The sequence below is a fragment of the Paenibacillus sp. GCM10027628 genome (assembly GCF_042676385.1).
Classification (GTDB): Bacteria; Bacillota; Bacilli; order Paenibacillales; family NBRC-103111; genus Paenibacillus_E.
The window spans coordinates 94,568-121,275 of the sequence record NZ_JBHTHA010000044.1 but is presented as its reverse complement, the minus strand read 5'-3'; the positions used below and the strand labels follow the sequence as shown (position 1 = coordinate 121,275).

General features: G+C 49.1%; 33 protein-coding genes. 18 read left to right on the top strand and 15 right to left on the bottom strand.

What is annotated here, in order from left to right; all coding sequences use genetic code 11:
* Positions 1-138: 138 nt before the first annotated feature.
* Positions 139-513, bottom strand: a complete 375-nt coding sequence (locus tag ACFQZT_RS27785) for a zinc ribbon domain-containing protein (protein WP_379305347.1) — start codon at positions 511-513, stop codon at positions 139-141.
* Between the two features lie 28 nt (positions 514-541).
* A complete protein-coding gene (locus ACFQZT_RS27780; protein WP_379305346.1) occupies positions 542-2,629 on the bottom strand; it encodes a stalk domain-containing protein in 2,088 nt (695 codons plus the stop codon).
* Positions 2,630-3,050: 421 nt separating this feature from the next.
* Here ACFQZT_RS27780 and ACFQZT_RS27775 point away from each other — a divergent pair, with 421 nt between their 5' ends.
* The 3 genes from ACFQZT_RS27775 to ACFQZT_RS27765 all read left to right on the top strand — a co-directional run bounded on the left by ACFQZT_RS27775 (position 3,051) and on the right by ACFQZT_RS27765 (position 5,807).
* Positions 3,051-3,869, top strand: a complete 819-nt coding sequence (locus ACFQZT_RS27775) for an AraC family transcriptional regulator (RefSeq protein WP_379305344.1) — start codon at positions 3,051-3,053, stop codon at positions 3,867-3,869.
* Positions 3,870-3,984: 115 nt separating this feature from the next.
* Positions 3,985-5,220 carry a multidrug efflux MFS transporter gene (locus tag ACFQZT_RS27770; protein ID WP_379305342.1) on the top strand — a complete coding sequence of 412 codons (1,236 nt, stop codon included), beginning with the start codon at positions 3,985-3,987 and terminating at the stop codon, positions 5,218-5,220.
* A complete protein-coding gene (locus ACFQZT_RS27765) occupies positions 5,217-5,807 on the top strand; it encodes a hydrolase (RefSeq protein ID WP_379305341.1) in 591 nt (196 codons plus the stop codon). The genes ACFQZT_RS27770 and ACFQZT_RS27765 overlap by 4 nt, the downstream gene beginning before the upstream one ends.
* A gap of 230 nt (positions 5,808-6,037) precedes the next feature.
* Here ACFQZT_RS27765 and ACFQZT_RS27760 read toward each other — a convergent pair whose 3' ends face one another.
* A complete protein-coding gene (locus ACFQZT_RS27760) occupies positions 6,038-7,804 on the bottom strand; it encodes a B12-binding domain-containing radical SAM protein (RefSeq protein WP_379305339.1) in 1,767 nt (588 codons plus the stop codon).
* A gap of 91 nt (positions 7,805-7,895) precedes the next feature.
* Positions 7,896-8,150 carry a hypothetical protein gene (locus tag ACFQZT_RS27755; RefSeq protein WP_379305337.1) on the bottom strand — a complete coding sequence of 85 codons (255 nt, stop codon included), beginning with the start codon at positions 8,148-8,150 and terminating at the stop codon, positions 7,896-7,898.
* 658 nt (positions 8,151-8,808) lie between these two features.
* On the opposite strand from ACFQZT_RS27755, the gene ACFQZT_RS27750 reads away from it, so the two are divergent.
* Positions 8,809-9,747, top strand: coding sequence for an RluA family pseudouridine synthase (locus ACFQZT_RS27750; RefSeq protein ID WP_379305485.1), 939 nt, complete (start codon positions 8,809-8,811; stop codon positions 9,745-9,747).
* Positions 9,748-10,279: 532 nt separating this feature from the next.
* Here ACFQZT_RS27750 and ACFQZT_RS27745 read toward each other — a convergent pair.
* The gene (locus ACFQZT_RS27745; RefSeq protein ID WP_379305335.1) at positions 10,280-10,675 is read right to left on the bottom strand and encodes a carboxymuconolactone decarboxylase family protein; all 396 of its coding nucleotides are present in this window, start codon (positions 10,673-10,675) and stop codon (positions 10,280-10,282) included.
* Between the two features lie 235 nt (positions 10,676-10,910).
* Between ACFQZT_RS27745 and ACFQZT_RS27740 the strand changes: the two genes are divergently transcribed.
* The gene (locus ACFQZT_RS27740) at positions 10,911-11,318 is read left to right on the top strand and encodes a MerR family transcriptional regulator (protein ID WP_379305333.1); all 408 of its coding nucleotides are present in this window, start codon (positions 10,911-10,913) and stop codon (positions 11,316-11,318) included.
* Between the two features lie 11 nt (positions 11,319-11,329).
* Here the strand turns inward: ACFQZT_RS27740 and ACFQZT_RS27735 are convergent, their stop codons facing one another.
* Positions 11,330-12,175 carry a 1,4-dihydroxy-6-naphtoate synthase gene (locus ACFQZT_RS27735; protein ID WP_379305331.1) on the bottom strand — a complete coding sequence of 282 codons (846 nt, stop codon included), beginning with the start codon at positions 12,173-12,175 and terminating at the stop codon, positions 11,330-11,332.
* Between the two features lies 1 nt (position 12,176).
* The gene (locus ACFQZT_RS27730) at positions 12,177-12,818 is read right to left on the bottom strand and encodes a futalosine hydrolase (RefSeq protein ID WP_379305329.1); all 642 of its coding nucleotides are present in this window, start codon (positions 12,816-12,818) and stop codon (positions 12,177-12,179) included.
* A gap of 136 nt (positions 12,819-12,954) precedes the next feature.
* On the opposite strand from ACFQZT_RS27730, the gene ACFQZT_RS27725 reads away from it, so the two are divergent.
* The 11 genes from ACFQZT_RS27725 to ACFQZT_RS27675 all read left to right on the top strand — a co-directional run bounded on the left by ACFQZT_RS27725 (position 12,955) and on the right by ACFQZT_RS27675 (position 19,374).
* Positions 12,955-13,557, top strand: a complete 603-nt coding sequence (locus ACFQZT_RS27725) for a DUF2087 domain-containing protein (RefSeq protein WP_379305327.1) — start codon at positions 12,955-12,957, stop codon at positions 13,555-13,557.
* Positions 13,558-13,689: 132 nt separating this feature from the next.
* Positions 13,690-13,995, top strand: coding sequence for an ArsR/SmtB family transcription factor (locus ACFQZT_RS27720; protein WP_379305325.1), 306 nt, complete (start codon positions 13,690-13,692; stop codon positions 13,993-13,995).
* Positions 13,996-14,159: 164 nt separating this feature from the next.
* Positions 14,160-14,261, top strand: coding sequence for a YjcZ family sporulation protein (locus ACFQZT_RS27715; protein ID WP_379305323.1), 102 nt, complete (start codon positions 14,160-14,162; stop codon positions 14,259-14,261).
* A 158-nt stretch (positions 14,262-14,419) separates the two neighbouring features.
* Positions 14,420-15,421: a glycosyltransferase family 2 protein gene (locus tag ACFQZT_RS27710; protein ID WP_379305321.1), complete on the top strand. Its 1,002-nt coding sequence runs from the start codon at positions 14,420-14,422 to the stop codon at positions 15,419-15,421.
* On the top strand, positions 15,409-15,867 hold the full coding sequence (locus ACFQZT_RS27705; RefSeq protein WP_379305319.1) for a GtrA family protein: 459 nt from the start codon (positions 15,409-15,411) through the stop codon (positions 15,865-15,867). Before ACFQZT_RS27710 ends, ACFQZT_RS27705 begins: the two co-directional genes overlap by 13 nt.
* A 2-nt stretch (positions 15,868-15,869) precedes the next feature.
* Complete coding sequence (gene wsfD / locus ACFQZT_RS27700; RefSeq protein ID WP_379305316.1) at positions 15,870-17,297, top strand: glycan biosynthesis hexose transferase WsfD; 1,428 nt, start codon at positions 15,870-15,872, stop codon at positions 17,295-17,297.
* A gap of 30 nt (positions 17,298-17,327) precedes the next feature.
* The gene (locus ACFQZT_RS27695; protein WP_379305314.1) at positions 17,328-17,621 is read left to right on the top strand and encodes an alpha/beta-type small acid-soluble spore protein; all 294 of its coding nucleotides are present in this window, start codon (positions 17,328-17,330) and stop codon (positions 17,619-17,621) included.
* A 103-nt stretch (positions 17,622-17,724) separates the two neighbouring features.
* On the top strand, positions 17,725-18,168 hold the full coding sequence (locus tag ACFQZT_RS27690) for an Hsp20/alpha crystallin family protein (protein WP_379305312.1): 444 nt from the start codon (positions 17,725-17,727) through the stop codon (positions 18,166-18,168).
* Between the two features lie 127 nt (positions 18,169-18,295).
* Positions 18,296-18,514: a hypothetical protein gene (locus ACFQZT_RS27685; RefSeq protein WP_379305310.1), complete on the top strand. Its 219-nt coding sequence runs from the start codon at positions 18,296-18,298 to the stop codon at positions 18,512-18,514.
* Positions 18,515-18,520: 6 nt separating this feature from the next.
* Complete coding sequence (locus tag ACFQZT_RS27680) at positions 18,521-18,997, top strand: hypothetical protein (protein ID WP_379305309.1); 477 nt, start codon at positions 18,521-18,523, stop codon at positions 18,995-18,997.
* 2 nt (positions 18,998-18,999) lie between these two features.
* Complete coding sequence (locus ACFQZT_RS27675; protein WP_379305307.1) at positions 19,000-19,374, top strand: hypothetical protein; 375 nt, start codon at positions 19,000-19,002, stop codon at positions 19,372-19,374.
* Here the strand turns inward: ACFQZT_RS27675 and ACFQZT_RS27670 are convergent.
* From ACFQZT_RS27670 to ACFQZT_RS27635, 8 genes are all read right to left on the bottom strand, one after another.
* Positions 19,358-19,639 carry a hypothetical protein gene (locus tag ACFQZT_RS27670; RefSeq protein ID WP_379305305.1) on the bottom strand — a complete coding sequence of 94 codons (282 nt, stop codon included), beginning with the start codon at positions 19,637-19,639 and terminating at the stop codon, positions 19,358-19,360. The genes ACFQZT_RS27675 and ACFQZT_RS27670 overlap by 17 nt on opposite strands.
* A gap of 6 nt (positions 19,640-19,645) precedes the next feature.
* The gene (locus ACFQZT_RS27665) at positions 19,646-19,888 is read right to left on the bottom strand and encodes a spore germination protein (protein ID WP_379305303.1); all 243 of its coding nucleotides are present in this window, start codon (positions 19,886-19,888) and stop codon (positions 19,646-19,648) included.
* 120 nt (positions 19,889-20,008) lie between these two features.
* Positions 20,009-20,488 (bottom strand): S24/S26 family peptidase, encoded by a 480-nt coding sequence (locus ACFQZT_RS27660; protein WP_379305301.1) that lies wholly within the window; start codon positions 20,486-20,488, stop codon positions 20,009-20,011.
* A gap of 163 nt (positions 20,489-20,651) precedes the next feature.
* Positions 20,652-20,978 (bottom strand): hypothetical protein, encoded by a 327-nt coding sequence (locus ACFQZT_RS27655; protein ID WP_379305299.1) that lies wholly within the window; start codon positions 20,976-20,978, stop codon positions 20,652-20,654.
* Between the two features lie 108 nt (positions 20,979-21,086).
* Complete coding sequence (locus tag ACFQZT_RS27650; protein ID WP_379305297.1) at positions 21,087-21,311, bottom strand: DUF1128 domain-containing protein; 225 nt, start codon at positions 21,309-21,311, stop codon at positions 21,087-21,089.
* A 233-nt stretch (positions 21,312-21,544) separates the two neighbouring features.
* Positions 21,545-22,186: a TetR/AcrR family transcriptional regulator gene (locus ACFQZT_RS27645; protein ID WP_379305295.1), complete on the bottom strand. Its 642-nt coding sequence runs from the start codon at positions 22,184-22,186 to the stop codon at positions 21,545-21,547.
* Positions 22,187-22,245: 59 nt separating this feature from the next.
* The gene (locus tag ACFQZT_RS27640) at positions 22,246-22,884 is read right to left on the bottom strand and encodes a YigZ family protein (RefSeq protein ID WP_379305293.1); all 639 of its coding nucleotides are present in this window, start codon (positions 22,882-22,884) and stop codon (positions 22,246-22,248) included.
* Between the two features lie 147 nt (positions 22,885-23,031).
* Complete coding sequence (locus tag ACFQZT_RS27635; protein WP_379305291.1) at positions 23,032-24,387, bottom strand: glucose-6-phosphate isomerase; 1,356 nt, start codon at positions 24,385-24,387, stop codon at positions 23,032-23,034.
* A gap of 126 nt (positions 24,388-24,513) precedes the next feature.
* Between ACFQZT_RS27635 and ACFQZT_RS27630 the strand changes: the two genes are divergently transcribed.
* Positions 24,514-25,806 (top strand): NAD(P)-binding domain-containing protein, encoded by a 1,293-nt coding sequence (locus ACFQZT_RS27630; protein ID WP_379305289.1) that lies wholly within the window; start codon positions 24,514-24,516, stop codon positions 25,804-25,806.
* A 190-nt stretch (positions 25,807-25,996) separates the two neighbouring features.
* The gene (locus ACFQZT_RS27625) at positions 25,997-26,662 is read left to right on the top strand and encodes a DNA-binding response regulator (protein WP_379305287.1); all 666 of its coding nucleotides are present in this window, start codon (positions 25,997-25,999) and stop codon (positions 26,660-26,662) included.
* Positions 26,663-26,708 lie beyond the last annotated feature (46 nt).

Genomic DNA, 26,708 nt, shown 5'->3' with positions numbered 1-26,708 from the left:
AGCGCAGCTCAAAGTCTCTCCGTTTTATTGTCTGTAGGTAAATTTTTTCAATCTTATCACTGAACCTTAGGCGTGGTCAATGGATTTTTTTAGCAAGCAGCAAAAAGCTGCCATCTCTGGCAGCCAGGGAGTTGTTTATTAGGATTCTTTGCCGCACTGCGGACAGAATTGATAATCAAGCTCCAGCTTTTTTCCGCAGTATGGGCAAAAAGGCTGGCCATGATGGTTACGATGGTTACGAGGGAGCCTTCTTTCATCTTCAGAATCCTCAATATCGAACAATGGCATTCGATTTTTGCCTACCGCATTTTTAAAATGGTATACCGTTTGAAAGATCCCCATCCCGACAAAAATGACTCCAAACAACGGAAAAATAACGCCCACCATTGGAAATGGCGAATCACGCGTCATGCTGAAGGCCATAATCGTCCAAAATATCCCGAAAATTGTTACAAATACACTCCCCGCCGCCCCCATCTTCGAAGGACCGCGTCCTGGCACAATACGCTTCATTCTCTTCCACCTCTCGTCACTTGTAAAACTAGTTACCAGGTGTACGGGTACCATGTGAGAACATGCCTTCGTAAACCAGGTGGCCCTCTTCATCATATAGCTTTCCTCGCCCGTGATATTGCCCGGCTTCGAATTGGCCTTCGTACAACAACTTCCCTTGTGCATTGAATAACATGCCGACACCTGAGGGTATCGTTTGTTTCAACTCGCCTTCATATCTCTGCCCTTTATCATTCGTTATACCGCCTGTAGATGGAATCTCCTGTAAAAATAATACTCGCTTCGAATCGTCCCATTGAACGGCAAAGCCTAGCTTTTGTAGCGTTCCTGCCGGCAAATAAGTCGTATCCCCGATCAGAATCGGAGTATACGTCAAAGCCGTAGCCATTTCATTGAAAACAACGTGTGAATCGTTTAAGACCAATTCGGCAGTTTGACTATCGGTCGACCTCACCATGATTTTCTGAGACTCTGCGACCCAGTCAACGCGCCAATTTACTGCCTCCAACACTTCACGAAGGGGGACATATAGGGTTTGCTCGACATGAAGGGGGTGCTTCAACAACATTTTCCGTTCATTGATATATACAGCGGTCGCGGAAGTATCGGTCGACACTTCTCCTTGCAGCTTATCTTCGCCCTGACCAAAACGTCGTTCTTGCAAGGGAGCGCCTTTCAGAGGGGCACGTGCATTGACATACAACCATTTCCCGTCTTTGCTGCTGCCGATCAACTGGCTATCGTAATATATTCCTTGGTAAATCGCAGTATGTTGCAGCGTATCCGCGTCCAGTAATTGAATGTTATTGGTGTACTGCCTGTTATCCTTATTCGAATAGTTGTACTCGAAAAAAGCCATTTGATGCGTACCGCTCAGCCAAACGCCCGGGGAGGAAATGACGTCTATGCCAGAGGTCCGTCGCTCCCCGCGATATAAGCCAGCGTTATAGTAATAACGGTAAATGCTATCATCGGTAGCAAGGAAGCCTGACCAACCGGACTCATCTACCGGCGGCTTCCATGTTTGGATCCGATCCTCTTTTTTCGAGTACATATAACGCAGCTCCCGATAAGGATCAAGCTCATTCAGAACAAAATATACGCATTCTCCGTCATCCGCAAATTGAACGGGCATACGTCTCCCGAACCCCTGATCGACCGGCAGAGAGCCGTACAGTTTATCAGCCAGTACCTTCAGCTTCTTATCGTCAAGGTTATAGATCATGATAGAGATATTGTTCTCTTGATCTTCTGTGCCGACAGCCATGAACAATTGCTTATGATCTTTGGAAAAACTCGCTCCATGCACATACCCGTTTACATGAATGGCCTGAGCGCTATCACTGCGCGGTACTTTTACGTCGGCGGGAGGTTGTGTGTAGAAGAAGCCTCGACGATCGGCAACAAAATCTCCGCTCCCCCGATAAGTCGTTTGTATTTGAACCGGATAGCGGATTAGCTTCTTATCCTGCACATCCAGAATAGCACTCAACTTCTTTAGGACGGCATCGCACTCGCAATACTCAGCAGGCCTTGTTCCAAGGAAATAGCGATCCTCCTGATCCAGCTTGCTGAACGAATAGAGATCATCTTCTTCCATTAGCAGTTCTCTGCTCTTGCCATCAGCGGAATAACGCCAAAGCTGATACGGACTTTGAATCGTAGCCTGAAAAACCGGTGCCTGCTTGAGCTCCCTGCCATCAAACGTCTTAGCCTTGTTGACATTCAACTGATACTCCCCAGCCCGATACGGGTAGCTGCTCCCAACCGTTGCAGTCACCTGTACTTCCACTTCCTTATCGCCTAACCAGTTAAATTTCCACTTGAGCTCTGGCGCATTATCCGGTTGTGGGGATATACTTTGATTTTGCAAGGTTTTCTCTACGGAATCATGTTCCATCGCCTCAGGGAAAGTTATCCGGAACGTTTGCGGCGATGTCGTCACAACCGTGCGGATCGGCGCTTGAATTCGTGATTCGTTTTCAAGTTGGATCAGAACGGCAGGGTTTGCTTCTTCTATTTCTGTTTGGGCATCCACAGGAGCCGGCGTTCCAACTATGCTCCCATACGCTGCCGATAACAAACTGATCAACAGTAATCTTGTGATTCCTTTCAACCTGCTCATCATCCACCCACTTTTTAATAAAATCGCTTCGCATCTGCTTAATCATTTAGACGCTTCCATTTCCAAAAAGTTACAAATTTTGGTTGGCTGCATACAAAGAAAAACTGTCAGGGGCTTCCCGTCTTCCATGACGTTTTTTTTGCGTGTAAATCCATCCATTTGCAAATGAGGAGAAAACTAGATACGGCATCTGCCCACTTCAAATCAGTAACGATGCAAAACATCGCTAACGCATCGATCAGCGTCCCGTAGTGTCGAACTCGTGTCTTAAGAAAATAAAATACTAGACTACTCAACCTGATAACCACTGGGAATAATTGATCTATAAATTGATCTTTTATTGCACTAATGTCTATAATGATATGCAAGTTTACCATTTTGATCTAGGACATTATATCCATTGGAGACGCTCATGATATTAAAAGATCTCTTCTTCCATATTCATTACTGTAATTCCGTGCAATTAGACAATCATCTTGTTAAATTCAGCAGAACGCTGCAGCATCACGAGTTGTATTATTTCGCCAGAGCCAGAGGCAGGTTTACAATCGCGAAAAAAACCTTTGAGCTGCAGGACGGCATGCTGCTGTATATCCCCTCCGACGTGCCTCAAACGTTCGAAAGGACTGACAATCCCGTCAGCTGCTTTACCGTCCATTTCAGTTATACCGCCGTGAATATAAATGAAGGACATTGGCTGCTTAAAGAGGAGCCGAAGGTGCTCCCGCTCCAGCCTGCGCAAAAGCTGAACAATGCTTATCAAGTTGAGGAAGGATTTAAAAAGCTGACAGAGACCTGGGATGCTAAATTGCCAGGTTATGAGTTCAGGACCAAAACCATGCTTCAGCAATTACTGACGGCTATTTCAGACAACCTGAAAAATGAAAATCACCCTTTCTCCACCGCCCTGAAGGTAGAGAAAATCATCGAATATATGCATCACCATATCCGCGATAAAATCACCCTGGCGCAATTGTCCGACCTTGTGCAATGGTCGCCGACTTATTTGTCCAGAGCCTTTAAAGAAATAACCGGCTATTCCATTATCGAGTTCTTCAATAAGATCAAGATGGATAAAGCCAAAGAGCTGCTGCTCGAAGGAAACAATAAAATTAAGGAGGTTGCCGGTGCCCTTGGCTACGCCGATGAATTTTATTTCAGCCGCGTATTCAAGAAAACGGAAGGGCTCAGTCCCTCGGAATTTTACAGCAAAAATGTCCATGGAGATTAATATCCTGCATGGTATACAAGCGTTCCGGCTGTTAAGATGAGGCTGTTATTGTGAATCAATCGGGTGAGGCACAATACACATCATGGTATCGATGCAGAAGGGAGGCTTGTTTGTCATGCCCGTCTGGAAAAGAAATTTATTCGCTTGCTGGTTCGGGGTATTCGTTACAGGCATCGGGATGAGCCAGATCGCGCCCATCCTGCCGCTTTTTATCAAGCATCTCGGCGTACAAGACTCCGGATCGGCCACCCTGCTTACAGGAATCGCATTCGGAATCACCTTTATTGTATCCGCCATTTTCTCTCCTATATGGGGGAGCGCTGCGGACAAAATTGGACGCAAGCCGATGCTGCTCCGGGCCAGCCTAGGAATGGCCATCGTGATCGGCTGTATGGGCTTTGCCCACAATGCTTATGTTTTGATTGGGCTTCGGCTGCTGCAAGGGGTCATTACGGGCTATACCACGGCTTGTACGACGCTGATTGCAACGCAGACAGATAAAGAGCATTCCGGCTGGGCATTAGGAACTCTTTCCACTGCCAGCACTTCAGGCTCGTTTATCGGGCCGACGCTCGGGGGCTTTATAGCCGAAAAATTCGGCCTGCAGGCTTCCTTTTTTGTCACCGGCGGACTGATGCTGGTTGCTTTTATCACGACAGCCTTGTTCGTCAAGGAAACCTTTCAGCGCCAGGATAAAAAAGTGCTGCGCATAAAAGAAGTCTGGGCCAGTGTACCTGAAAAGGGCTTGACGATAACTCTGTTCATTAGTTTTTTGGTTATGACGGTAGCCATGTATGCCATTGAACCGATCATTACCGTCTATGTCATGCAACTGTCCCGGAATACCAGCCACATTGCGCTGATCTCCGGCCTGGCTTTTTCCGCCTCGGGACTTGCCAGTATCTTTGCCGCCCCGCGGCTCGGGAGACTGTCTGATCGCATAGGGCCCCATAAGGTCATACTGGCCACCATGATTGCGGCGGGTATTTTATATATTCCGCAAGCCTTCGTAAGCAATCCCTGGCAGCTGACAGGCCTGCGCTTCTTGCTGGGGTTTGCCGCGGCTGGGCTAGCCCCCTCCATGAATGCCCTTGTCAAGAAAATCACTCCCGATTCCCTTACCGGACGAGTGTTCGGGCTAAACGTCTCAGCTCAGTATTTAGGCGTGTTTGGTGGCTCGGTGTTTGGCGGACAGATCGCGGCAAGTTTAGGCATCCCCTGGCTATTTTTCATCATGAGCGCCGTGCTGCTGCTGGGCGCCGTGTGGGTGTACTTTAAGGTGTATAAGAAACTTAACATAAATAAGTCTGCCTTATACAAAATTCAATCAGATGGGAAGAGAAACCTATGACAAATGTAAAAACAGCTCTTGAATTGAACGTGAAGAAAACCGCACTAGTTGTCATCGATCTGCAGAAGGGAATCGCCAATCCTGCACTTCCCTTAGCTCCGAACTCCGCTGAGCAAGTCGTCGGACAAGCCACCAAGTTAGTTGAGGCTTTCACGGAAAAAGACGCTTTCGTCGTGCTCGTCAGAGTCTCGAGCCTGGACGGCAAGGATAGGCTGCATCCGCACACCGACGCCAGCCCCAATGCCTTTCAGTGGCCGGAGGGCTGGGACAGCCTGATACCCGAATTGGCAGGCTTCCAGAATGCCCATGTAGTGACGAAACGCCAGTGGGGAGCCTTCTACGGTACTGACCTCGATTTGCAGCTGCGCCGCCGCGGGATCGACACCATCGTGCTGTGCGGAATCTCTACCTCCATCGGTGTAGACACAACCGCCAGAGAAGCTTTTCAGCATGGATACCATCAAGTATTTGTCGAAGAAGCGATGACAGCTATGGCGAAAGAAGAGCACGATTATGTCGTGAGCTCCATCTTCCCTAAGATCGGCAAAATCCGGACAACGGATGAGGTCGTTGCTGCACTCCAATAGTAGGCGTTCGCCAACCCCCGCTCGGGACTTTCAAACTAGAGATGACGCCCATGCTGGGCTTACTATTATGAGGTCAACCAGTTCTTACTGGTTGATCCTTTTTTATTTAGGCGTGCCCAGATAAGCACGCATCTTCTAGCTGGTGAGAGTCCTCACGTCTTCCCTAAAACTTATACTTACTACAAGAACACAAAAAAAGCCCCGCTCCCCTGACAACGGGGAGCGAAGCTTTATAAGGTTGCCGCCACTTGGTGGAGCGGCATCGTATAATAGCTCGCCGGCTGCTGCGCGTCCGGCGGGAAGTGAACGACAAGCAGCTGCGGGCTGCTTGCGTCGATCTCCCCGCTTTGCAGGTACGTCTGCAAAGCGAACGGCAACACCTCAAGCATGACATGCTTGTGGAGATCTTTTTCATTGATCCGGAGACGATGGAAGTCTCCGTCAACAAGCTCTGGCTGCTCGGCCAGCAGCCGCAGGTAGGCGCTCTGCTCGGACTTATCCAACGTGAAGTCCCACCATATTTTGCGCGGCTTATACTTATGACCCAGGAAATAGTCCAGCTTCATGAGCCCTTCAATGACGTGCATGTTTTTCGTTCCGCGGTGTGCTAAGAAATCCCGCAAACGCGTGAATAAATCTTCAAGCTGATGCCCAATCCGCTGCCAGCCTCTTTCTTCCCAATAGTCACCGAACTCCTGAAAGAAATCAAACGCTGACGTGAATTCATGAGCGATCAGATATTTAACCGTATGGTCCATGCGGTGCGCGTTCCAATACTTTTCCAATACGTCTTCCACGCGTTTGATTCGAATGATGTCCGTAAACGGCAGAATATCGTTACCGAGAATTTCGTATGGCGCATGGTCCATGTAGACGTAGCCGTATTTGTGCGCGTCGTTACGCATGCCGGTACCGCGCAGCATTTTCAGAAAGCCGAGCTGCAGCTCTTCCGGTCCTAATTCGAACACATCGTTGAACGTCTTGCGGAACGAGTTGTAATCTTCTTCCGGCAAGCCGGCGATCAAGTCGAGATGCTGGTCGATTTTGAGGCTGTGCTTGACCTTTTGCACCGTGCGGGTCAGCTTGGCGAAGTTCTGTCTGCGCTGAACAAGTTCATTGGTCGTGTCGTTCGTCGATTGTACCCCAATCTCGAACCGGAACGTGCCGGGAGGCGCATTTTCCGCTAAGTAATCAAGCACTTCGGGACGCATGATGTCCGCTGTGATCTCAAACTGGAACACGACGCCTCGGTGATTTTTGATCAGGAAATCGAAAATCTCCATCGCATAATCACGCTTGATGTTGAACGTCCGGTCCACGAACTTGATCAGTTTCGCACCTGAATCAATTAAGTACAGCAAATCTGCCTTCGTCCGCTCCATATCGAAATAACGCACACCGACTTCAATACTGGAGAGGCAGAATTGGCAGGAGAACGGACAGCCGCGACTCGTCTCAAAATAGACGACCCGGTTGGCCAAACTCGGCAAGTCCTCCTTGAACCGATGGGGGGAAGGAATATCATCGAGCTTCAGCTTCGGTCTACCCGGCATCAACACGACTTCCTCGCCTTTCCGATAAGCGATTCCATATACAAAGTGGTACTTGCGCGTCGTTGAAATCTCGGTGAGCAAATGGTGGAAGGTCTCTTCCCCTTCACCCATCACGATGAAATCGACCTCAGGTATACGCTCCATCCAGTAGTCGGTGTCATAGGAAACTTCAGGACCGCCAAGGATGATGATGAGGTCAGGTCTGATTTTTTTAATCATCTTGATAATTTGAATCGTTTCTTCAATGTTCCAAATGTAACAGGAAAAGCCCAGCACGTCCGGAGCCTTCTGATACAGGTCGGAGACGATATTCATCGCTGGGTCTTTGATCGTATATTCGGTAATTTCCACATCAAAATCTTTCTCACAGAACGCTTTTAAATAGCGTAAAGCTAGGGAGGTGTGGATGAATTTCGCGTTAAGGGTAGATACAACTACTTTCATTGGCGCAAACCTCGTTCTATTCTCGTTTCACAGTCCTACTTATTCTACACGGAAAAACGAGGAAATACAAAGGGAAGCCCTGCCAGAACCTTCAAAGAACCATGTCGTCGTCCAGATGCGGAGCTTCGTACGGGAATTGTAAATAGGATGCTTCTTCAATCGCATTTTTCCAGCGTTCGGCTCGTGCATAGAGTTGTTCCTCGACCTCTTGAATTCTCAGTTGCAGGTCTCCCGTATTGTCGGCGCCTCCGGTGAGCAGGGCCCTTTGAAGCGAAGTGCGTTCTTCGAACCATTGCGTTAATTGATAGAGCAGCATATGATGACTTCCACCTTTTTCATAGGGCATTTTTGAGCTAGTATCCCCTTTTTGATGGAGCCGCATACGAGTGGTGCTTAACGGGGCAATGATAACTCCACTAACATCGCATTACGCAAAGAGGCTGTTGCCAGTACACCTGAATCAGCATGGGGTCATAATCATCTTCCAACACTACAGCTTCTTTCGTGGGGAAGTATCTGAAAAACGTGCTGGGAGAAATCTCGGCCGTTTGTCAACGTGGCGAATTTATAGGGCAAGCCCCCCTCGAATGAAAATGCGAGTGTGATCAGAGGGTTCATCATCTAAGTGGAACCTTACTCCGTTATTTCAGAAAAATCGGGCAACAAATGAGGCTGACGGAACGTGGATGCTTTATTTGAGGAAATTGAAGAAGTTTGGAGGTGAAATAGCATGATAACGAATCGTCGTTCCGCCTCCTTACTGATTTGGGTGGTACCTGGTCCAATAACGCACTCAGTTTCCTCTAACGTCATCGAGATGCAAAGAAGGTTTCATTTACATTTGGGAACGTGATATATTGGATGAAACTTTACAAATGATGAGGCGAAATTTACGCATGAATAAAAGAAAACATAATATGAAGCCGCAAGGTAAAAACACTGGCCAGATTCAGGGCAAAAGCCGGAACCCGATCCAGAATCAAGACAAGAGCAAAAGTAAGATGATGAGCACTAGCCAGAGTCGGAACCAAAGCCCGATCAATGGCCAAAATCAGCTCAAACGTTTCGATGTTCAGGAGAGCTCGGAGCTGTTGCCTTTTTTACTGCAGGCTCTTACCGGTATGGGACGGAACTCCGTTAAATCCATCCTTGCACGCGGCCAAGTGTCCGTGAACGACAAACCCGTGACGGCTTACAACTATCAACTTGAGCCCGGTCAAACCGTTACGGTCAGCAAAGAGAGAGTCATCGAAGAAGTCCCATTCGTTGGTGTGAAAATTCTTCATGAAGACGAAGATGTCATCGTCATCCAAAAAGACGCCGGGCTGCTCTCCATCGCCGCTAATGCGCAAGAGAACGAACTGACCGCCTATCGACAACTTATGGCGCACGTTCGCAATCATGATCCGAAAAGCCGGATTTTCGTCGTTCACCGGTTGGACCGGGATACTTCCGGCGTCATGATGTTCGCCAAAAGTGAGAAGGTTCAGCAGCTTTTGCAAAATACATGGCAAGAGAGTGTGAAGGAACGTACCTACGTGGCCCTTGTTGAAGGAGCAGTAAAAAAGCCGGAAGGCAAGATCACCTCCTGGCTCAAAGAAAACAAATCGCTGAAAATGTACTCCAGCCCCTACCCGAACGACGGACTGTACGCGGAAACCCACTACAAAGTGATTCAAACCGATCGAAGCTTCTCCCTACTGGAGGTTCAGCTCGAAACCGGCCGTAAAAACCAGATTCGCGTCCATATGCAGGATATCGGGCATCCGATCGTCGGCGATAAAAAGTACGGGTCAAAAGCAAAACCGATCGGCCGACTAGGGCTGCACGCTCGGGTATTATCATTTGTACATCCCGTAACTGGCGAACTCTTGCGGTTCGAGACGGAAATTCCGAAGATGTTTTTGAAAGTTTTCCGGAATGAGACAGGTCCGGGGAAGTAATGGGATACGGGCGCGGGATGTTGTGCGGTTAAGGCACTAGGCGAAGAGTGGAGCCTCGCTGCCGAGGCACGCGAACGCTCCCATTAACGCTGTTTTACAGCGTTAATGCTAAAGTTCCGGCTCCGCACGGGTGTTTAACGCTGAAAAACAACGTTAAACTCATGGGAACCGCTGCCGGCGCAGGCAACTGCCCCCATTAACGCTGTTTTTCAGCGTTAATGCTAAAGCTCCGGCTCCGCACGGGTGTTTAACGCTGTAAAACAACGTTAAACTCATGGGAACCGCTGCCGGCGTAGGCAACTGCCCCCATTAACGCTGTTTTTCAGCGTTAATGCTACAGTTCCGGCTCCGCCACGGGTGTTTAACGCTGTAAAACAACGTTAAACTCATGGGAACCGCTGCCGGCGAAGGCAACTGCCCCCATTAATGCTGTTTTTCAGCGTTAAAGCTAAAGCTCCGGCTCCCCACGGGTGTTTAACGCTGTAAAACAGCGTTAAACCCGGGGAGCGCTGTTCAGGCAAAGAAACGAGCATTAGTGGTTCGAGCTTATTTTAACGCCCCGTTCTTGAAAAACTCTCTTTGCTGTAAGAGCAGCATTAAGCACTCGCGGAAAGCCAGTATAAGGCGCACAGTGCATGATGGCTTCAACAATCTCGTTTGGAGATAGTCCCACATTGAGCGCTGCGTTAATGTGTACGTTGAGTTGGGGCTCGCATCCACCCAGTGTGGTGAGTGAGGATATCGTCACAAGCTGCCTCTGTTTTAGATCGAGACCATCTCGCGAGTAGATATCGCCAAATGCAAATTCGATCACATACCTGCCCAGGTCAGGGGCAATGTCTTGCAACGATTCAATGACCCGTTGCCCTCCTTCTCCGTCGACTTCCATCAGTTTTTCCCATCCGCGTTTGTAGCGATCTGTCGTCATTTCGTTTCCTCCCAAAGTTCGTCATTTACATGCCATCTAACTCTTAAATCATGTTACACATTAGAGTACGCTCTAATGCAACACTTTTTTTTGGCGTCGGTTGAAAATGGTTCTGGGAAAATAAGAGCAGGACTGTTCGTAACAAATACAAGTGGCAACAAACCGGCTCAAGCCAGCATTTATCGACAACTTATTTTTACCGGACGGAGAGTAGTCGTATGCTATAATAACTTCTATGGAGAAACGATGGACAATTCAAGAAATCGCTGCCGAAACAGGGCTCAGCACACACACGTTGCGTTACTACGAAAAATTTGGACTGCTAATGGGAGTAGACCGAGACGAAAACGGTTATCGTCAGTATGCCGAGACGGACCGTCAATGGATTGAGTTTTTGATTCGCTTGCGTGAAACCGGCATGTCCATGAGAGATATGAAGCAGTTCTCTGACTTGCGAAATCAAGGAGATCCTACCGTTCGAGCCCGGCGGGAACTATTGCAAGCTCATCGCCAAAAGGTGACCGAACAGATTGCAGAGTTGATGGAGAATCTGGCCGTCATTGACGACAAAATCGAATACTATGCGCTTCTGGAGGAAGGGAAAGATGAGGTCAAAAAAGCCACCCAGCGAAAAAATCGCTAGGTGGCTTTTCGTTATTTAAGCAGTGACGTATAGTCCAGCTGCGGTACGAGACCTTCATGAGCAGCCCGTTCGAACAGGGTCCGAACGGCGCCGTAGCCGCTCTCGCCCAGATTCGCGGTGAACTCGTTCACGTATAGGTCGATATGCTGCTGCGCTACTTTGGGATCCATTTCTTGTGCGTGCCACATCACATAATCACGCGATGCTTCCGGATGCGCCCACGCGTACTCTACGGAGGCTCGAGCCCAGCCGGCAATGGCCTCCAAATCGAGGGAGCGGCGGGCGATGATTGCACCGAGCGGAATCGGAGTGCCTGTATCCGATTCCCACCAGCTGCCGAGGTCAGTCAGCAGGGACAAGCCATACGATGGATACGTGAAGCGCGCTTCGTGGATGACCAGCCCGGCGTCGATGTGACCGTCGCGGACGGCAGGCATGATCTCATGGAACGGCATAACCACGATCTCGCCTACGCCGCCGGGGACGTTCTGAGCCGCCCACAAGCGGAACAGCAAGTATGCCGTTGAGCGGTCGCTAGGGACGGCTACCCGGCGGCCTGTCAATAAGGACGGGTCCGCCACTCCTGCTGCTACGTCGCCTTTGGTCAGCACCAACGGACCGCAGCCTCTGCCAAGCGCACCTCCGCATGGGAGCAGCGCATAGTCCTTAAGCACCCAAGGCAGAGCTGCATATGAGATCTTCAGTACTTCCGGCCCGGTTCCTTCAGCGGCCAAACGGTTGGTAATATCAATGTCGGCATATAAAACTTCAAGCTCCGGCGCACCCGGTATCAACCCATGTGCCCAAGCATGGAAAACAAACGTATCATTCGGGCAAGGCGAATAAGCGATTTTCATTTTAAAGCACCTCCGCTAAGACTGAACTTGCTGTTTGTAAAGCTTTCAAAGCGTCACCGATCCGCCAGGCGTCACGGTCGCGCGGACCGACCGCATTCGAGATCGTACGGATCTCGAGAACCGGCACACCGCGCCGCCGTGCCGCCGAAGCGATGCCGAAGCCCTCCATCGCTTCGGCGGCTGCTCTGGGAACGCGTGCAGCGAGCTCCGCGGCCGTAGCCGCCGTTCCCGTCGCAGTCGCGACCGTGAGCACGGGCCCCGCATGCGCCGCAAGCCCCGCGGCTTGCAGTGCCGCCGTCAAGCGAGCTGCCACATCTGCGGCGACTTTGACGCGGGTCGTGCCGAACCCCAGCTCGTCCAGACTGCTAAAGCCGTCCAGCGTCTGCACGCCGAGGTCAGCGGCTATAATCTCGCTGGCCACCACAACCGAGCCTATCTCGGCTTGTCCTGCAAACCCTCCCGCTATACCTGCGCTGACCACTAAGTCGTAATCGGCAGCGGCCAATGCGGTTGCCGCACTGATCGCGGCCTCCACGATGCCGACTCCCGCTAACTCCACAATAAATCGGCTGTCATCGCCAAGTCCGCGAAGGACAGCGTCCCTCTCCACTTCTACAGCCGTCATAATAAGTACACGCATCATGCTTGAATTCCCCTTTTGATGAACAGGTTTGAATACTAATAATTTTACATCATCACGTGAAAGATTGACACTTTCATCTAATTTAATTATTATCTAATTAGATATTCATCTAATTAAAAGGCAGGTGAACCCGCACATGCAGTTAGACAAAATCGTCAGCTACCACAAGGCTCTCGCTGACCCAACCCGGGTTAAAATGCTCATCCTGCTCGCTGACGGCGAGCTTAACGGCCAGATACTTGCTGAGAAGCTCAGCGTCACGCCAGCTACGATTACCCATCATGCCGCCAAGCTGCGTGAGGCCAGCTTAATCAATGAGCGAAGAGAAAAGAACACGATCTTCTTCACCTTGAACGATTATTTCATCCGAAACAACGCCCAGGCGACGCTCGATCTCATTTACAAAAACAAAGGAGACATTGCAAATATGACTACGGACGATAAAGACAAGAATCTAAGCGACTCGGTCATCAAAAACTTTTTCACTGCAGAAGGCTATTTAAAGCATGTCCCATCGCAGCTCAAGAAAAAACTGATTGTCCTGGGCCATTTGGTGTCGAAGTTAGAGAAAGGCCGCAAGTATACGGAAAAAGAGCTGAACGCGTTCATTCAGCAGTACCATCCCGATTTTGCCACGATACGCAGGGAATTCATCATGCATCAATTCATGTTTCGTGAGAACGAAATCTACGAGTTGAATCCCCGGGAAATGTGGGCAAAATGGGAAACTTTGTCTTAACACTCTAGTCATTCTAATGACGCGAGTATATGATTCATCGTCACCCGCTTCTCCACTCGTTTCACCCGATCGCAAAATATGTTATAGTTACCTGTAAGAATTACATTATAAACAGGCAGGTGTATACCTACGATGAGACCTCTCTTCCATCCTGCTAGAAATGATATTGAATTATCGGCTATCTTGCACGCGTTAAGCGACGAAATCCGTCTTAAAGTAGTTAAACGGCTTGCTGAGCAAGGCGAGCTGTACTGCGGCGCGATAGAATTGAATATACCCAAATCCACCCTCTCCCATCACCTCAAGGTGCTTCGGGAATCAGGGTTGGTTCATACACGTATTGAGGGCACACAGCGCTTTACAACCCTGCGCATAGAAGATCTGCAAGCCAGATTTCCAGGATTATTGGATTCAATCCTCCCGTTAGTGAGCTACTAATCACTTCCCGAACACCATGAACAGCATGGCGACGGGAAGTTTTTTTATGGATCCGCATTTTGCCATATCGGACATGTGTACTAATATATTTATGGAAACAGGGCATACATCCATACTTCAACTAGTTGAATAACATATAGTGTTGTGTGAAGGGAGGGATTAACATGAGTTGTGGAACTGCTGGTTATGGCACTAGCACTACTGTTGTCCTCGTTTTATACATCCTCTTGGTTATCGTATTGAGCACTTTCGGATTTGGTTGGTAATGTAAAAAGCGGTCGGGACGATGATTTTCGTTCCGGCCGCTTGCCTCTTAGCTGAATTGGACAAGCTATGTATTAATTTTACAATGAGTTTCGGCTATAATTAGGCTTGCAGGATCATTGCAAGTTATTACCTTTTTAAGGATGGAGACGAGGCAATAGTGGCTACTCCCGTTTTGACCATCGTGGTCCCTTGTTACAACGAGGAAGAAGTTTTGCCGGAAACGGTATTCCAGCTTAGCGAAGTGTTGGATGCCTTCATACAGGACAATCTTATTTCAAGCGCCAGCACGATGCTGCTGGTGGATGATGGCAGCAAGGATGCGACATGGGAGCTCATCGAGCGGTTTCATGCTTCCAATTCCTTTGTAACAGGACTGAAGCTCGCGAAAAATGCCGGACACCAGAGCGCGCTGCTCGCAGGGCTGATGAGAGCCAAATCGTACTCGGACTGCGTCGTATCCATTGATGCCGATTTGCAGGACGACCTTGCAGCTATCCGCGAATTCATCGTGAAATTTCACGAAGGCTACGACGTCGTATATGGGGTCCGACAAGATCGTTCCGCAGACACGTTCTTCAAACGGGCGACGGCCCAAGGCTTTTACAAGCTGATGACTTCCATGGGTGTCAATATTCATTACAATCACGCAGACTTTCGTTTAATGAGCCGCCGCACGTTGGACGAGTTGGAAAAGTTCCAGGAGGTCAATCTGTTTTTACGGGGAATAGTGCCGCTGCTCGGCTTCCCATCGACCAAAGTGTACTATGACCGTAAAGAGCGTTTCGCCGGAGAATCCAAATACCCGCTCAAAAAAATGCTCGCTTTCGCTTTTGACGGGATTACGTCCTTTAGTGTAACGCCAATCCGTTTCGTAACGACGATGGGATTCGTCTTGTTTGCGCTGAGCGTTGTCGCCGGGCTATATGCGATTATCGGCAAAATCCTGGGGGCGAACGTAACCGGTTGGACATCGCTTATCTTGTCGGTATGGTTCATCGGAGGCGTTCAACTGCTCGCATTAGGTTTAATCGGAGAATATATTGGGAAAATATATAAGGAAGTGAAGCGCCGTCCCCTTTACGTGATTGAAAAAGAAGTGACTGCAGACGAACGGGAGCTTGCCTCCGTTCCTTCCGCCAAACCGACATGGGCCAATTAAAAGTCTGGATCACAAGCAGTTTTGCCCGTTTTCTTCTTGTCGGCCTGTTCAACACGCTAGTCGGACTCACTACCAGCTTCGCTCTATTTAACCTGCTGCATCTGAATTACTGGATGTCCACATTTCTAGGTAATACGGTTGGCGCGATCGTCAGCTACACACTGAACCGCACATTTACGTTTCGTTCTCAGGCTAGTGTCCGGAGCAGTTGGTGGAAGTTTGCCCTGGTCATCCTGAGCTGTTACGGGATTTCGTATGGGGTCAGTTGGCTATTGGCCGATATCCTTTTATCCTCAGTTCCTACTCTACACGCCAATTGGCTGCACAATGGGGCGATTTTGGCAGGAAATGGGATCTACACGGTGGGAAATTACCTGGGACATAAATATTTTACGTTCCGTAGGATAGGAATGCGTGGCACGGAGGGGCAGCTGAAGAGGAGCTAGACATGAGTAAGCTAATCAAATGGAATACATTTGCACTGCTTGCCGGTGCAGGAGTTTTGGGTTTTCTGCTGCTGGTGGGACCTATCCTTGGCATGGCGGATAATGGTGATTTTTTACGGATCATGGGTTCGGTTGGACTGAGTTATTTGGATCCGGCAGAACCTTTTCACGAGAAATACTTCGCTTTTACTCATAAGCTGTATGGGATGAGCGCCCCTGGGATAGGAGGATATATTTCCTCGGAAGTCATTGTTGTCTTTCTTGCCACGCTCTTAGGCCGCCTCTATAACTGGCAGCTGTTCGATATCCGATTTCTTGGCGGCTTGTACAGTATTTTGCTGCTTGCCGCTTTTGGGTCCTTGTTGCAATTGAAACTTGTGACCTCATCAAGACATGTCAAATACGGCTTTACCCTTATCTTTCTCGTGATTTTTTTCGACGTCGGTTATACCGCCTATTTCAACTCCTTCTTCGGGGAGCCTATGGCGTTCATTTTTTTGCTATTGACGCTGGCCCTCGCCCTTCGCTTGACCGAAATCAAACAGCCGCGAACCATAGGGTTCGTCTTTTTTATCGTTTGCGCCATTTTTATGGCGGCCTCCAAGATCCAAAACGCCCCCGCCGGTATCGTTCTGGCGCTGCTTTCCCTTCGTTTTCTGCCATTATCGAATCGAAAATCATGGAAGAGAACAGTCTTGACGCTAACCGCCTTATTAGTGTTGGTTTCATCCGGGATCTATGTCACAGCCCCCAGAGAACTCCGGGTAATTAATCAATATCAGTCCGTTTTCTATGGCATCTTGAAGGATTCACCAACCCCTGAGCAAGATCTGCTCACGCTTGGATTAGACCCGAAACTCGCCGTACTTGCGGGCACGAACTATTTCACGCCTCACACCCCGATCCCACAGGATAGCGTCGAGCTCAAGCAATCGTTCTATCCGTATATCAGTCATGGGAAAATAGCACGCTTCTACTTGACCCATCCATCCCGATATTGGGACAAGCTTCAAGTAACCGCACAGCACGCGATGACGATCCACATCGATTATCTGGGCAACCGTGAAAAAGCCGCTGGCTTCGAGCCTGGCGCCCTGTACAATTCGTTTAACTTATGGAGTAAGTTGAAAAGTGAAGCGCTGCCCCATTCGATCTGGTTTTTGCTCGGGTTTTGGTTGTTGTACTATGTGATTTTGCTAGCTCTGTATACAGGTGAGCCTTCCCGTCATCGACGTACAGCCTATGAAGCATTCATGTCCGTGGGTGTAATTGGCGCTATTGCTTTTCTCGTTCCTCTGATCGGAGACGGTGAAGCGGACATGGAAAAGCATCTGTTTCTATTCAATGTCTGCTTTGACGTGATGTTTACCGCATCTTTGGTATGGGTGATTCATCAGGTTGTTAAATTTGTTCGAGAAAGGGCATCCTAACCACATCTTAAACCTAAGAGGTGATGCCTAATGGCAAGAAGAAGAAGCAACCGGGCCATCGTTCCGGGTTCCGAACACGGCTTGGGACAGCTCAAGGCCCAAGTGATGAAGGCTCAGGGCTACAACGTCAACCCCGATCGTCCCGATCTGGTGAAGTACGAAGTAGCCCGCACGCTGGGTGTGCCGCTGCAGCCCGGCTACAACGGGCAACTGCGCTCCGAGGACGCCGGCAAGATCGGCGGCCCGATTGGCGGCGCCATGGTGCGCGAGCTCGTGCGCATGGCGCAGCAGCAGCTTGCGGAGCAGCGGCCTCCGCAAGGGTAGCGATTGAACGGCGGAATGGTGCCATATTCCGCCGCGGGTTCACATATGCTAGTAGCAAGCCGCATACGGCGCTACTTATGATGCAGAAGTCAGGTGATGCCCATTGAACCCAAAAGGCAACCGTACACCCAAGCCCGACTGGAAAGGGCTTCACGCACAAGCCGGGGATGTGCTGGGGCCTGATTTCTGGCAAGATATTGCCAGTATCATCCCGCTTACCGGACCCCGGGTGGATATGTATGAAACCCCGCAGGAACTTGTCATTGTGGCGGAAGTTCCCGGATTATCGTCGCCCGAACACATACAGCTTTCTTTTCGTGACCAGTCCCTGCTCATACGCGGTACGCTAGTTCGACCTTATCAGGTGCTCGATCAACAAATGCTGCTCGCCGAGCGGTTTTTCGGCGCCTTTGAGCGAGCCATACGTCTGCCAGGCAGAGCCGTGACCGAACAAATGCATGCCCATTATCATAACGGGCTGCTTATCATTCGAATTCCGCTTGCTCCGGCAGATGGAGAAAAAGTAATTCCGATTCAATTCACGTGACGTTCAGTTTCTGAAGCTGAACGTTATTTTGTTTGTGAAAAAAGAAATGAATGGCCTGTTGTCCCCATATACATTAAAGGAACTAACAAAAAGGAACGACATTGAGCTCCGCTAGGAGGGGATTTTCATGGTACGCATCTATTTCCAATCGATACAAATCGATGATATTCAAAAGACATCCAGTGTGAATAAAGGCACGAACCGGATCGTCGGGAGACGTCATACACACAAAAGCAATCAAGGGCTTGGTGAGCTTAAAGGGGAGCACAATGTCGCAACTGGCGGTAACCACCTTGTCCTTGACGAAGATACACTTGATTTCGAACAACCCAAACGAAAGAGTTGAATGCTGATGGGATGGTGGTTTCGAAAAGAAAAAACAGTGACTCATCAGCCCGAAACGAAGCAGCCTATTCCTGCTCCTGCTCCTGCTCCCGCTCCCGTTCCTGTACCGAATGCCTCCATGCAGCAGTTGGAACTTCGGATAAAAAAACTGGAAGAGCACTTGGCCAACCTAACGGAAAAGCGTCCGGAAATCCGGATCGATACGCTTCACATTCATCAGCCTGTTTTAGAGAACCTGACCTTCCGGTTAGATCAGCTTGATATTAAAGAGCTCAGCGGTTCTTTAAATCTTGGCAACAACTTCGGAGCCAAGCCTGACGGTAAACATGAAGCTGTGGATGCTGCGATGAAAAAGGCGAGCCAGGTTAAGGAAAATAAGCCTGCAACTGCACAAGAGTCTTCGGACAATTCCGCTTCAGGCACAGAGCGAACTTCAACCGGCTACCGGTATACGCCTCAGCCGAGACAATCAGGAGGTGGATGACCATGTCGTCCTTTATGTCGCCAACATTCATCATCGGTTCGATCCGAATCGGATCGGTCGAAAGCGCATCTTGCATCAATATGGGCAATAACTGGCCGACCGACTTTGTAAGCAACCAGAAGACCGTCCAAGGCTTCGGCTCGGTTGCAGGCGATCACAATCAGCTGGTTGGCACGCGTTCCATGCTCAACGACTCGGACTTCCTTGATATGCTTAACGTAAACGACAACGATACACCGGAATGGATCCAGCAAATGATCATGAACCACGCGCAGTCAGCCGGAATGGCTGATGCCATGGAAGCCGCGCAAGCCATCCCAAAAGAGCATGCTCAGCAGGAGGACACGGCGACGTCCGCAGCTACACACGACCAATAATAAAATCTCCTTTCGTATAAGGAGCGTCGATTACATCGTTATCATAAACCGTATTTATGTTGTTCAAAAGGACATTATTTTCTCCACTTACTTCACCTAAACCGTTATTCGTTTTGCCGCTGGTTGACCAATAGACCTGTAAATTCGTTCCAATAAAAATGCCGGACGCATCCGAGATCGAATTAACATGAATGGAATCGAACTGAATAAGCGGCGGTTCCAGTACCATCCGTTCAGCAAGTTCAGAAGGGTTTTTCCACATCATACGCACCTACACTTGGTTATTAACTGCCGGTTTAAAGTCCTGATCATTAATAGGCGCATCAATAATATCGTTATCATTAATAAAATTCACAACATTCGTTGATATCGTATTTCCGATAAATTGTCCATTCCCATAGTTATTCTTGCTGTGCGAATCCCAGCTGGATTGCGCATTCTCCCCGATCCCGATCGTAGCATTCGTGTTGATGCTGTTAACATTTATCATATTGAAGACTATGGAACTCGGCATGCCGTTCACTCCTGTCTGGGGATTGATTCTTCCCTATACCGCTGAAGCGTGTATGTTAGCCTATTCGAGGCATGCCGGATTGGTGCAGAAAATCACATGGAGCGTAAACGGAGAGCATGATTAATGTTTAGCGGAGGTCAGATGTAGATATTTGCGGAACAATCGGGATAACAGCGGAACATAACGGATGATTAAGCCCCATGTAGAGCAAATCCACCCGTCGGCGTGCAGTACATAGGTTCCGCGTCGTATGACTTGCAGCTTACCGATGAGCTGAGACTCCGCTACGGGAGCATCGGGACGTAGATTCGCATCCCCTTTGCAAATGAAATTACCAGCTGCATCTCTTCCCATAAAACGGTGCCCGACCAATCGGTGATCGGCGCCTGCAAACAGCACAATATCCCCCTTCTTCAACTCGGAGGGGATAATTTGCATGAACGAACACATGTTCGCCTCTTTAATTAAGGGGAACATACTGTCGCCGACTGATGCAATGTCAATCGTATTGCCTGCAGCCAACGTTTTTCGGATCAGCCTGTAAACGTCTATGTTTTTAGCATCAGAGGTTATAGATGGCTTGCGTCTCGAATTACTCATGGATTTCATCCCTAAACAAGCATTTTTTTGAAATGGGTTACTACGCTACTCTAAGTATTCGATCTATACTTTAAGATACACTTTGTATCGTGTCAAGTGAAAAAAAGGGCCACCCCTAGGCAAATTCACGCCTGGGAATAGCCGCTTCTACTACTTAAAATCATTACCAGAAGCCAGGACCGCCGAAGCCGCCTCCGTAGAAGCCTCCCCCAGGATAGCCAAAGCCACCACCATAACCAAAGCCACCGCCATAACCAAAGCCACCAAATGCAAAAGGCGAAGTACCGATAGCGAGCAGGTCAAATAAGACCAATGGAATGATTGCTTTTGTTTGTACTTTTTTACCTTTTTTAGGAGCCACAATCAACGTATTGCCACTGATGCGAACCAATTTGCCTGCTACCTTCGTTCCGTCCTTTTTAACGGCGAAGATTTCTTTTCCGATCAATTTCCGAACATCATCTTTGCGAATTTTGGATACCACGAACATCCACCTCCTTCAGCAACCAGAGATACATTGCTCTACAGTGTACGGATAGGAAGGAGGTATCGCTTGTATAGCTGTCCAATTGCCTCTAAAAATAGGCTGCTGGCTTCCTTAGGCCTTTCGGATTTTACCCAGCTCAGAAGTAATCGCATCGATTTCACTAATGCTGAAATTATCTTTGCTTACGACCAAATCGTACAAGTCTTTCAAGTCCTCATACACTTCTTCTTTGACGTTAGAGGCTTTGATCGACCCGCCTGTAGCCATGCGAAGCTTCTTTTTAATTTCCTCAAACATATATTCCACATTCGCTTCCGACCATGTGTTCAAATCCATCGTTATACGTTCATTCCCTTCTCTTAGCTCGAGTCCAACCTGTCTCCATTGTAATGTAGTCCAGGGCTTTTGTAAAAGTGGATAATTCTCACTGCGTAGTCTATGGTTAAAGTACGATGTTCGTTAGATATGGAATCTTGTTCTCTATTCGGACGGACACCATAGTTTCCATTTTCCAAAAAAATCCCTATCTCGTTGCTAATTTCAGCATCCAAGACAGGGACTTTGTATGTTTATGCAGATTCTGTGTTGAGCAGTGCTACATGCGGACGCTGCTGTTCTACCGCATCAAGATTCAAACTTGCGCATATGAGGCGAACTTGCTCTTCCGCCAGCTTGCGTGCTTCCTCGTAAGAAAGCTTAAATTGAATACAATACGAAATCAAACCGTGTAGAGACATAAACAAATTCCATGGAAGCGTAAATTTTCTGTTATCCGCTTCCTGCTGACCGGCGAGCACCTGTCTGAGGACAATGGCGAACATTTCCAAGCACTGCGCTTGCTCCGTGCGGGAGTATTGCTGCAGCTCAGGCTCATGGATCATGAACATCATCTCATAATGATTCGGATTACTCAGGCCAAAAAAGATAAACTCCAGCATCAGCTTCTGCAGCAGGTTGACGGTGAAACCATGCTCACGGAGCACCATTTCCCGCTGACGCTGCAGCAGCATGGAGAAATCGTCCTTTATTAACGCATAAAACAATTCCGCTTTTTCGTTAAAGTGGTAATATAACGCGCCATGGCTGTACCCCATTGCTTTTGCGATGCTGCGCATCGTTAAAGCGCGATAGCCGAAAGTATTGAATAAATCCCTCGCCTCCGCGAGTATTCTCTCTCTGCTAAGCTCTTGCGTGACTGCTTTTCTCGCCATTCTAATCCCTCCGCATCCTCAGCTCTGTATGAAATTGTGTTTGTGTCAGAACCTGCCTGTCAAGGCAGGTTCTTATGAACGATGTACTCATTCTGTCCTACAACAATGACGCCTTGACCTTGTGTTACGTCCGTTGCCCAACTAACAAATGAATCTGCCTCTTCCGCTAACGGGTAACACGTTACGGTCACTTTATCCGTGAACTGTATGTCCCCTAGCAGCATACCCTGATTTCTAAGCTCATTCTCTAGCTTACCGTACCACGTATAGTCAACCTCGATCAGCACACGCTGATGATTAACCTTGTAGATTGGCTGCGCTGCTTCAATGCCCACCACGGCTCCATCCGTATATGCACGAATGAGTCCGCCCGCGCCAAGCATGATTCCCCCAAAATAGCGGGTAACGACAACAGCTACATTCTTGAGCCCTTGATGCTTAATCACTTCCAGAATCGGCTTCCCCGCCGTTCCGCTCGGTTCCCCGTCATCAGATTGCTTCTGAATCTGATCCCTCTCTCCGATTACGTAGGCGGAACAGTTATGAGTCGCCAGTTTATGTTCCTTCTTGATCGCTTCAATAAATTGGATAGCTTCTTCTTCTGACTCTACCGGTTTGGCATGACCGATGAAACGCGACTTCTTGATGATGATTTCCGACGATCCGTACGAATGGATGGTTTTAAAGTGTGCTAGCATAGCCGACCTTTCTTGGTAGAAGGAAACATCTGTTTCATATCATTCTACACGCATCAGATTACTTCGACAATATAGAAAGAAAATTTACCACACAAATAATGGAAAAAACGACCCCTTCGCAAGGAGGGATCGTTTTCCAGCTGCACTTTATTGTTGCAAGCGTGCTTCCAGCTCGGCTTTTTCTTTCTCATAGCCCGGTTTGCCCAACAAGGCAAACATGTTCTTTTTATAAGCTTCAACACCCGGTTGGTCAAATGGATTCACGCCCAGCAAGTAGCCGCTGATTCCGCATGCTTTTTCAAAGAAATAAACCATGTATCCGAACGTATAAGGCGTCAGATCCGGCAACGTTACGATCAGGTTAGGAACCCCGCCGTCCGTATGCGCAAGCATAGTGCCTTGGAAAGCTTTCTTATTCACGAAGTCCATTGTTTGACCGCTCAGGAAGTTCAGGCCATCCAAATCGTCTGCGTCTGTACCGATTGTGATGTGATCCACCACTTGATCGACTTGAATGACGGTTTCGAACAAGATACGGTTGCCGTCTTGAACGAACTGTCCCATAGAGTGCAGATCTGTTGAGAAATCTACGGAAGCCGGGTAAATCCCTTTGTAATCCTTGCCTTCGCTCTCGCCGAAGAGCTGCTTCCACCACTCGGACACAAAGTGCAGGGACGGCTCATAGTTCACGAGAATTTCGATTGTCTTGCCTTTACGGTACAACGCGTTACGAACAGCTGCGTATTGATAGCTCAGGTTCTCGCTCAGGTTCGGATTGGAGAACTCTTGGCGAGCGTCAGCTGCGCCTTTCATCATGGACTCAATATCAATGCCAGCAGTCGCAATCGGCAGAAGGCCAACTGCTGTCAGTACAGAGTAGCGTCCCCCCACATCGTCCGGAATTACGAATGACTCATATCCTTCCGCAGTGGCAAGCGTCTTTAGTGCACCTCTAGCTTGGTCCGTTGTTGCGTAAATACGTTTGCGCGCCGCTTCCTTGCCGTATTTTTTCTCCAGAAGTTCACGGAAAATACGGAATGCGATCGCAGGCTCCGTCGTTGTACCGGATTTGGAAATGACATTCACGGAGAAGTCTTTGCCTTCCAGAAGCTGAAGCAGGTGTGTTACATATGTAGAGCTGATGTTATTTCCTACGAAATAAATCTCAGGCGTTTTGCGTTTGTCTTTTGGCAAAATGTTATAGAATGAGTGGGACAGCATCTCAAGTGCCGCGCGTGCGCCGAGATAGGAACCGCCAATGCCGATAACAACCAACGCGTCAGAGTCGGATTGGATCTGCTTAGCAGCCGCTTGAATTCTTGCAAACTCCTCGCGATTATAGTTCTCAGGAAGGTCTACCCAACCCAGGTAGTCGGAACCTGCACCAGTTTTGTTATGCAGTTGTTCGTGCGCCAGCTTCACTTGCCCAGACAAATAATCCACTTCATGCTGGGATAAAAAGGATAAGGCCTTGCTGTAATCAAAGTGTAATTTTTTACTCACGATGATCTCCTCCAACTCTATATTTTTCCTTTTCCTAGCATACTTATTTGCCCGTCCAAATGCAAGCGAAGAGGGCATTCACAGGGTCTATTTCGCATGTTAAAATAAAGCTTGAGGTGATTTTACATGAAACGTATCGGCTTTATCGGACTTGGCACCATGGGTAAGCCTATGGCCGCCAATCTGATTCAAAAAGGTTATATCGTAACCGTATATAATCGGACTGCAGACAAAGTGGACGAGCTGGTCCTCATGGGCGCCGAAGCGGTGCATACACCAGCGGACGCGACGCGAAACGCGGATGTGCTCATAACGATGCTAAGCAATGACGCAGCACTGCTGGAGACCTTCCATAGCGAGCAAGGTATTCTGAGCGGTCTTCACCCTGCACTCACCATTATCGACTGCAGCACCGTGGCTCCGCAAACAAGCCAGCGGCTCGCCGAAGAGCTCGCCGGGCACTATGTCGACTTCCTCGATGCGCCCGTTACAGGCAGCAAGCCCGCGGCGGAAGCCGGCACGCTGACGTTCATGGTTGGCGGCAGCAAAGATGTTTTCGACGAGCATCAGGATGTGTTCCAGGCTCTTGGCAGTAAAATCCTGCATATGGGACCTTCCGGCTCTGGTTCCTATGCCAAGCTGGCTCACAACACGATGGTGGGCATCAACCTCGTAGGCTTGTCCGAAGGACTAGCCATCGCGACCAAGGCAGGTCTGAACCCTGCCCAGTTCCTTGAAGTCGTCAGCGCCGGCTCGGCAAACAGCCGACAAGCAGAGCTCAAAGGCAACAAAATCGTCGATCGCGATTTCAGCAACCAGTTCTCCCTGAAGCTGATGCTGAAGGATCTTCTGCTCGCACAGGAGTTGACTGGCCAGTTCCAACTGCCTACCCCGCTTCTGCATGCGGCAACCAGCTTGTTCCAGATGGGCCTCAGCAAAGGCCTCGGCGAACTGGATCTAAGCTCCGTCGTGCAATGCTACGAGGACTGGATGGGCCAGCCGGTCGCCAGACCGAGCGAAGCTTCGGTAGCAGCCGCTGAGTCCGCCAGTCCGGCTTCAGCGCTAGCCGGCCGCGAGCGTCGCCGCAACACCCGCGTGAAGCTGGACATTAAGCTGATGTTGTCCATTTACCAATGGGAGCAGGAGGGCTCCTTCTCCGGGCAAAACATCGAAGGCACACTCTTCGACTTGTCCGAGAGCGGCTTGCAGATCACGTCGGACTTCCCGCTTGCGCCGGACATGTTCATCGTCATCCACTTCCCGCAGGAAGCGGAGCTGCCTCCGATCACAGCCCGGGTGATTCGCATCGAGTCGGGCGGCAAACAATTCCGCTACGGCTGCATGCTGTCCGGCCTGCCGCCGTACGTGCGCATCAAGCTGGAGCAATATATTGAAGCTAATATTGAGCGTGCGCTGTAGGCTCCGCAAGCGCTGGGATCACGCTGTTTGACGTAGACACTACGACCAGAGATTGCTCAATCACTGAGTGAATAGACAAGCAAACTGGAATTGTTTACAATAGAGTTGTAATTTGACGCGTGAAGTACATGCCGTCTTTTCCATAACTGGGAAAGGCGGTTTTTTATTTTTTCGTGGGGGGTTAATGAAGATGGATTTTCAACGAGAGCACGAGGCCTTTATCCAATCTCATCAAGAGAAGCGTACAGGCGAGCGTTTGCGACGGTTACAGGAAGGGCACGGCCATGCTGAGAAACTATTTTTACAAAACATCTGGTGGGGGGCCGTCGGGCATTTTAGAAATCTTTATCCCGAGTATGAAGTGAAGGATTTTCAAGACGGCACGCGTTATGTCGACTTCGCTTATCTACGGCCCCCTTATCGGATCTGCTTCGAAATTGACGGATATGGTCCACACGCTAGAGACGTTGACCGATGGCGTTTCGGAGACAATTTGATGCGGCAAAATCAGTTAATGTTAGACGACTGGAAAGTATTTCGTTTCTCCTTCGACGATATCACTCAAAAGCAACGGCGCTGCCAGCAAATCATCCTGCATATTATGGGAAGATGGTTCGGGGAGCAGGTTCAACCCATTTCACTCACACACAGAGAAAAAGAAATCGCACACATGGCTGCGATCGCAGTGGAGCCGCTTAAACCAAAATTGGTTGCTACCCGTCTCGGCATCCGAGTGGAGCATGCGCGAAGATGGCTTCATCGCCTTCACGAAAAGGGGATACTGCGTCCAGCAAGTGGGGATCAACGGATCCGCTCGTACGTTCTGGACACAGCCGGTAAACAGATCTTTTTTTAAAAGATAATAGCATACCCTAAAGAATCTTATTTCCATAGAAAATTGA

Excerpts from the sequence above, each read along its gene's own strand:
- ACFQZT_RS27660 (WP_379305301.1), bottom strand. The coding sequence starts at position 20,488 with ATGAGTAATTCGAGACGCAAGCCATCTATAACCTCTGATGCTAAAAAC.
- ACFQZT_RS27685 (WP_379305310.1), top strand. The coding sequence starts at position 18,296 with ATGGTACGCATCTATTTCCAATCGATACAAATCGATGATATTCAAAAG.
- ACFQZT_RS27670 (WP_379305305.1), bottom strand. The coding sequence starts at position 19,639 with ATGATGTGGAAAAACCCTTCTGAACTTGCTGAACGGATGGTACTGGAA.
- ACFQZT_RS27770 (WP_379305342.1), top strand. The coding sequence starts at position 3,985 with ATGCCCGTCTGGAAAAGAAATTTATTCGCTTGCTGGTTCGGGGTATTC.
- ACFQZT_RS27760 (WP_379305339.1), bottom strand. The coding sequence starts at position 7,804 with ATGAAAGTAGTTGTATCTACCCTTAACGCGAAATTCATCCACACCTCC.
- ACFQZT_RS27745 (WP_379305335.1), bottom strand. The coding sequence starts at position 10,675 with ATGACGACAGATCGCTACAAACGCGGATGGGAAAAACTGATGGAAGTC.
- ACFQZT_RS27665 (WP_379305303.1), bottom strand. The coding sequence starts at position 19,888 with ATGCCGAGTTCCATAGTCTTCAATATGATAAATGTTAACAGCATCAAC.
- ACFQZT_RS27655 (WP_379305299.1), bottom strand. The coding sequence starts at position 20,978 with ATGTTCGTGGTATCCAAAATTCGCAAAGATGATGTTCGGAAATTGATC.
- ACFQZT_RS27720 (WP_379305325.1), top strand. The coding sequence starts at position 13,690 with ATGAGACCTCTCTTCCATCCTGCTAGAAATGATATTGAATTATCGGCT.
- ACFQZT_RS27730 (WP_379305329.1), bottom strand. The coding sequence starts at position 12,818 with ATGATGCGTGTACTTATTATGACGGCTGTAGAAGTGGAGAGGGACGCT.
- ACFQZT_RS27680 (WP_379305309.1), top strand. The coding sequence starts at position 18,521 with ATGGGATGGTGGTTTCGAAAAGAAAAAACAGTGACTCATCAGCCCGAA.
- ACFQZT_RS27625 (WP_379305287.1), top strand. The coding sequence starts at position 25,997 with ATGGATTTTCAACGAGAGCACGAGGCCTTTATCCAATCTCATCAAGAG.
- wsfD (WP_379305316.1), top strand. The coding sequence starts at position 15,870 with ATGAGTAAGCTAATCAAATGGAATACATTTGCACTGCTTGCCGGTGCA.
- ACFQZT_RS27630 (WP_379305289.1), top strand. The coding sequence starts at position 24,514 with ATGAAACGTATCGGCTTTATCGGACTTGGCACCATGGGTAAGCCTATG.
- ACFQZT_RS27695 (WP_379305314.1), top strand. The coding sequence starts at position 17,328 with ATGGCAAGAAGAAGAAGCAACCGGGCCATCGTTCCGGGTTCCGAACAC.
- ACFQZT_RS27705 (WP_379305319.1), top strand. The coding sequence starts at position 15,409 with ATGGGCCAATTAAAAGTCTGGATCACAAGCAGTTTTGCCCGTTTTCTT.
- ACFQZT_RS27755 (WP_379305337.1), bottom strand. The coding sequence starts at position 8,150 with ATGCCCTATGAAAAAGGTGGAAGTCATCATATGCTGCTCTATCAATTA.
- ACFQZT_RS27650 (WP_379305297.1), bottom strand. The coding sequence starts at position 21,311 with ATGGATTTGAACACATGGTCGGAAGCGAATGTGGAATATATGTTTGAG.
- ACFQZT_RS27640 (WP_379305293.1), bottom strand. The coding sequence starts at position 22,884 with ATGCTAGCACACTTTAAAACCATCCATTCGTACGGATCGTCGGAAATC.
- ACFQZT_RS27775 (WP_379305344.1), top strand. The coding sequence starts at position 3,051 with ATGATATTAAAAGATCTCTTCTTCCATATTCATTACTGTAATTCCGTG.
- ACFQZT_RS27750 (WP_379305485.1), top strand. The coding sequence starts at position 8,809 with ATGAGCACTAGCCAGAGTCGGAACCAAAGCCCGATCAATGGCCAAAAT.
- ACFQZT_RS27785 (WP_379305347.1), bottom strand. The coding sequence starts at position 513 with ATGAAGCGTATTGTGCCAGGACGCGGTCCTTCGAAGATGGGGGCGGCG.
- ACFQZT_RS27735 (WP_379305331.1), bottom strand. The coding sequence starts at position 12,175 with ATGAAAATCGCTTATTCGCCTTGCCCGAATGATACGTTTGTTTTCCAT.
- ACFQZT_RS27645 (WP_379305295.1), bottom strand. The coding sequence starts at position 22,186 with ATGGCGAGAAAAGCAGTCACGCAAGAGCTTAGCAGAGAGAGAATACTC.
- ACFQZT_RS27715 (WP_379305323.1), top strand. The coding sequence starts at position 14,160 with ATGAGTTGTGGAACTGCTGGTTATGGCACTAGCACTACTGTTGTCCTC.
- ACFQZT_RS27675 (WP_379305307.1), top strand. The coding sequence starts at position 19,000 with ATGTCGTCCTTTATGTCGCCAACATTCATCATCGGTTCGATCCGAATC.
- ACFQZT_RS27740 (WP_379305333.1), top strand. The coding sequence starts at position 10,911 with ATGGAGAAACGATGGACAATTCAAGAAATCGCTGCCGAAACAGGGCTC.
- ACFQZT_RS27765 (WP_379305341.1), top strand. The coding sequence starts at position 5,217 with ATGACAAATGTAAAAACAGCTCTTGAATTGAACGTGAAGAAAACCGCA.
- ACFQZT_RS27725 (WP_379305327.1), top strand. The coding sequence starts at position 12,955 with ATGCAGTTAGACAAAATCGTCAGCTACCACAAGGCTCTCGCTGACCCA.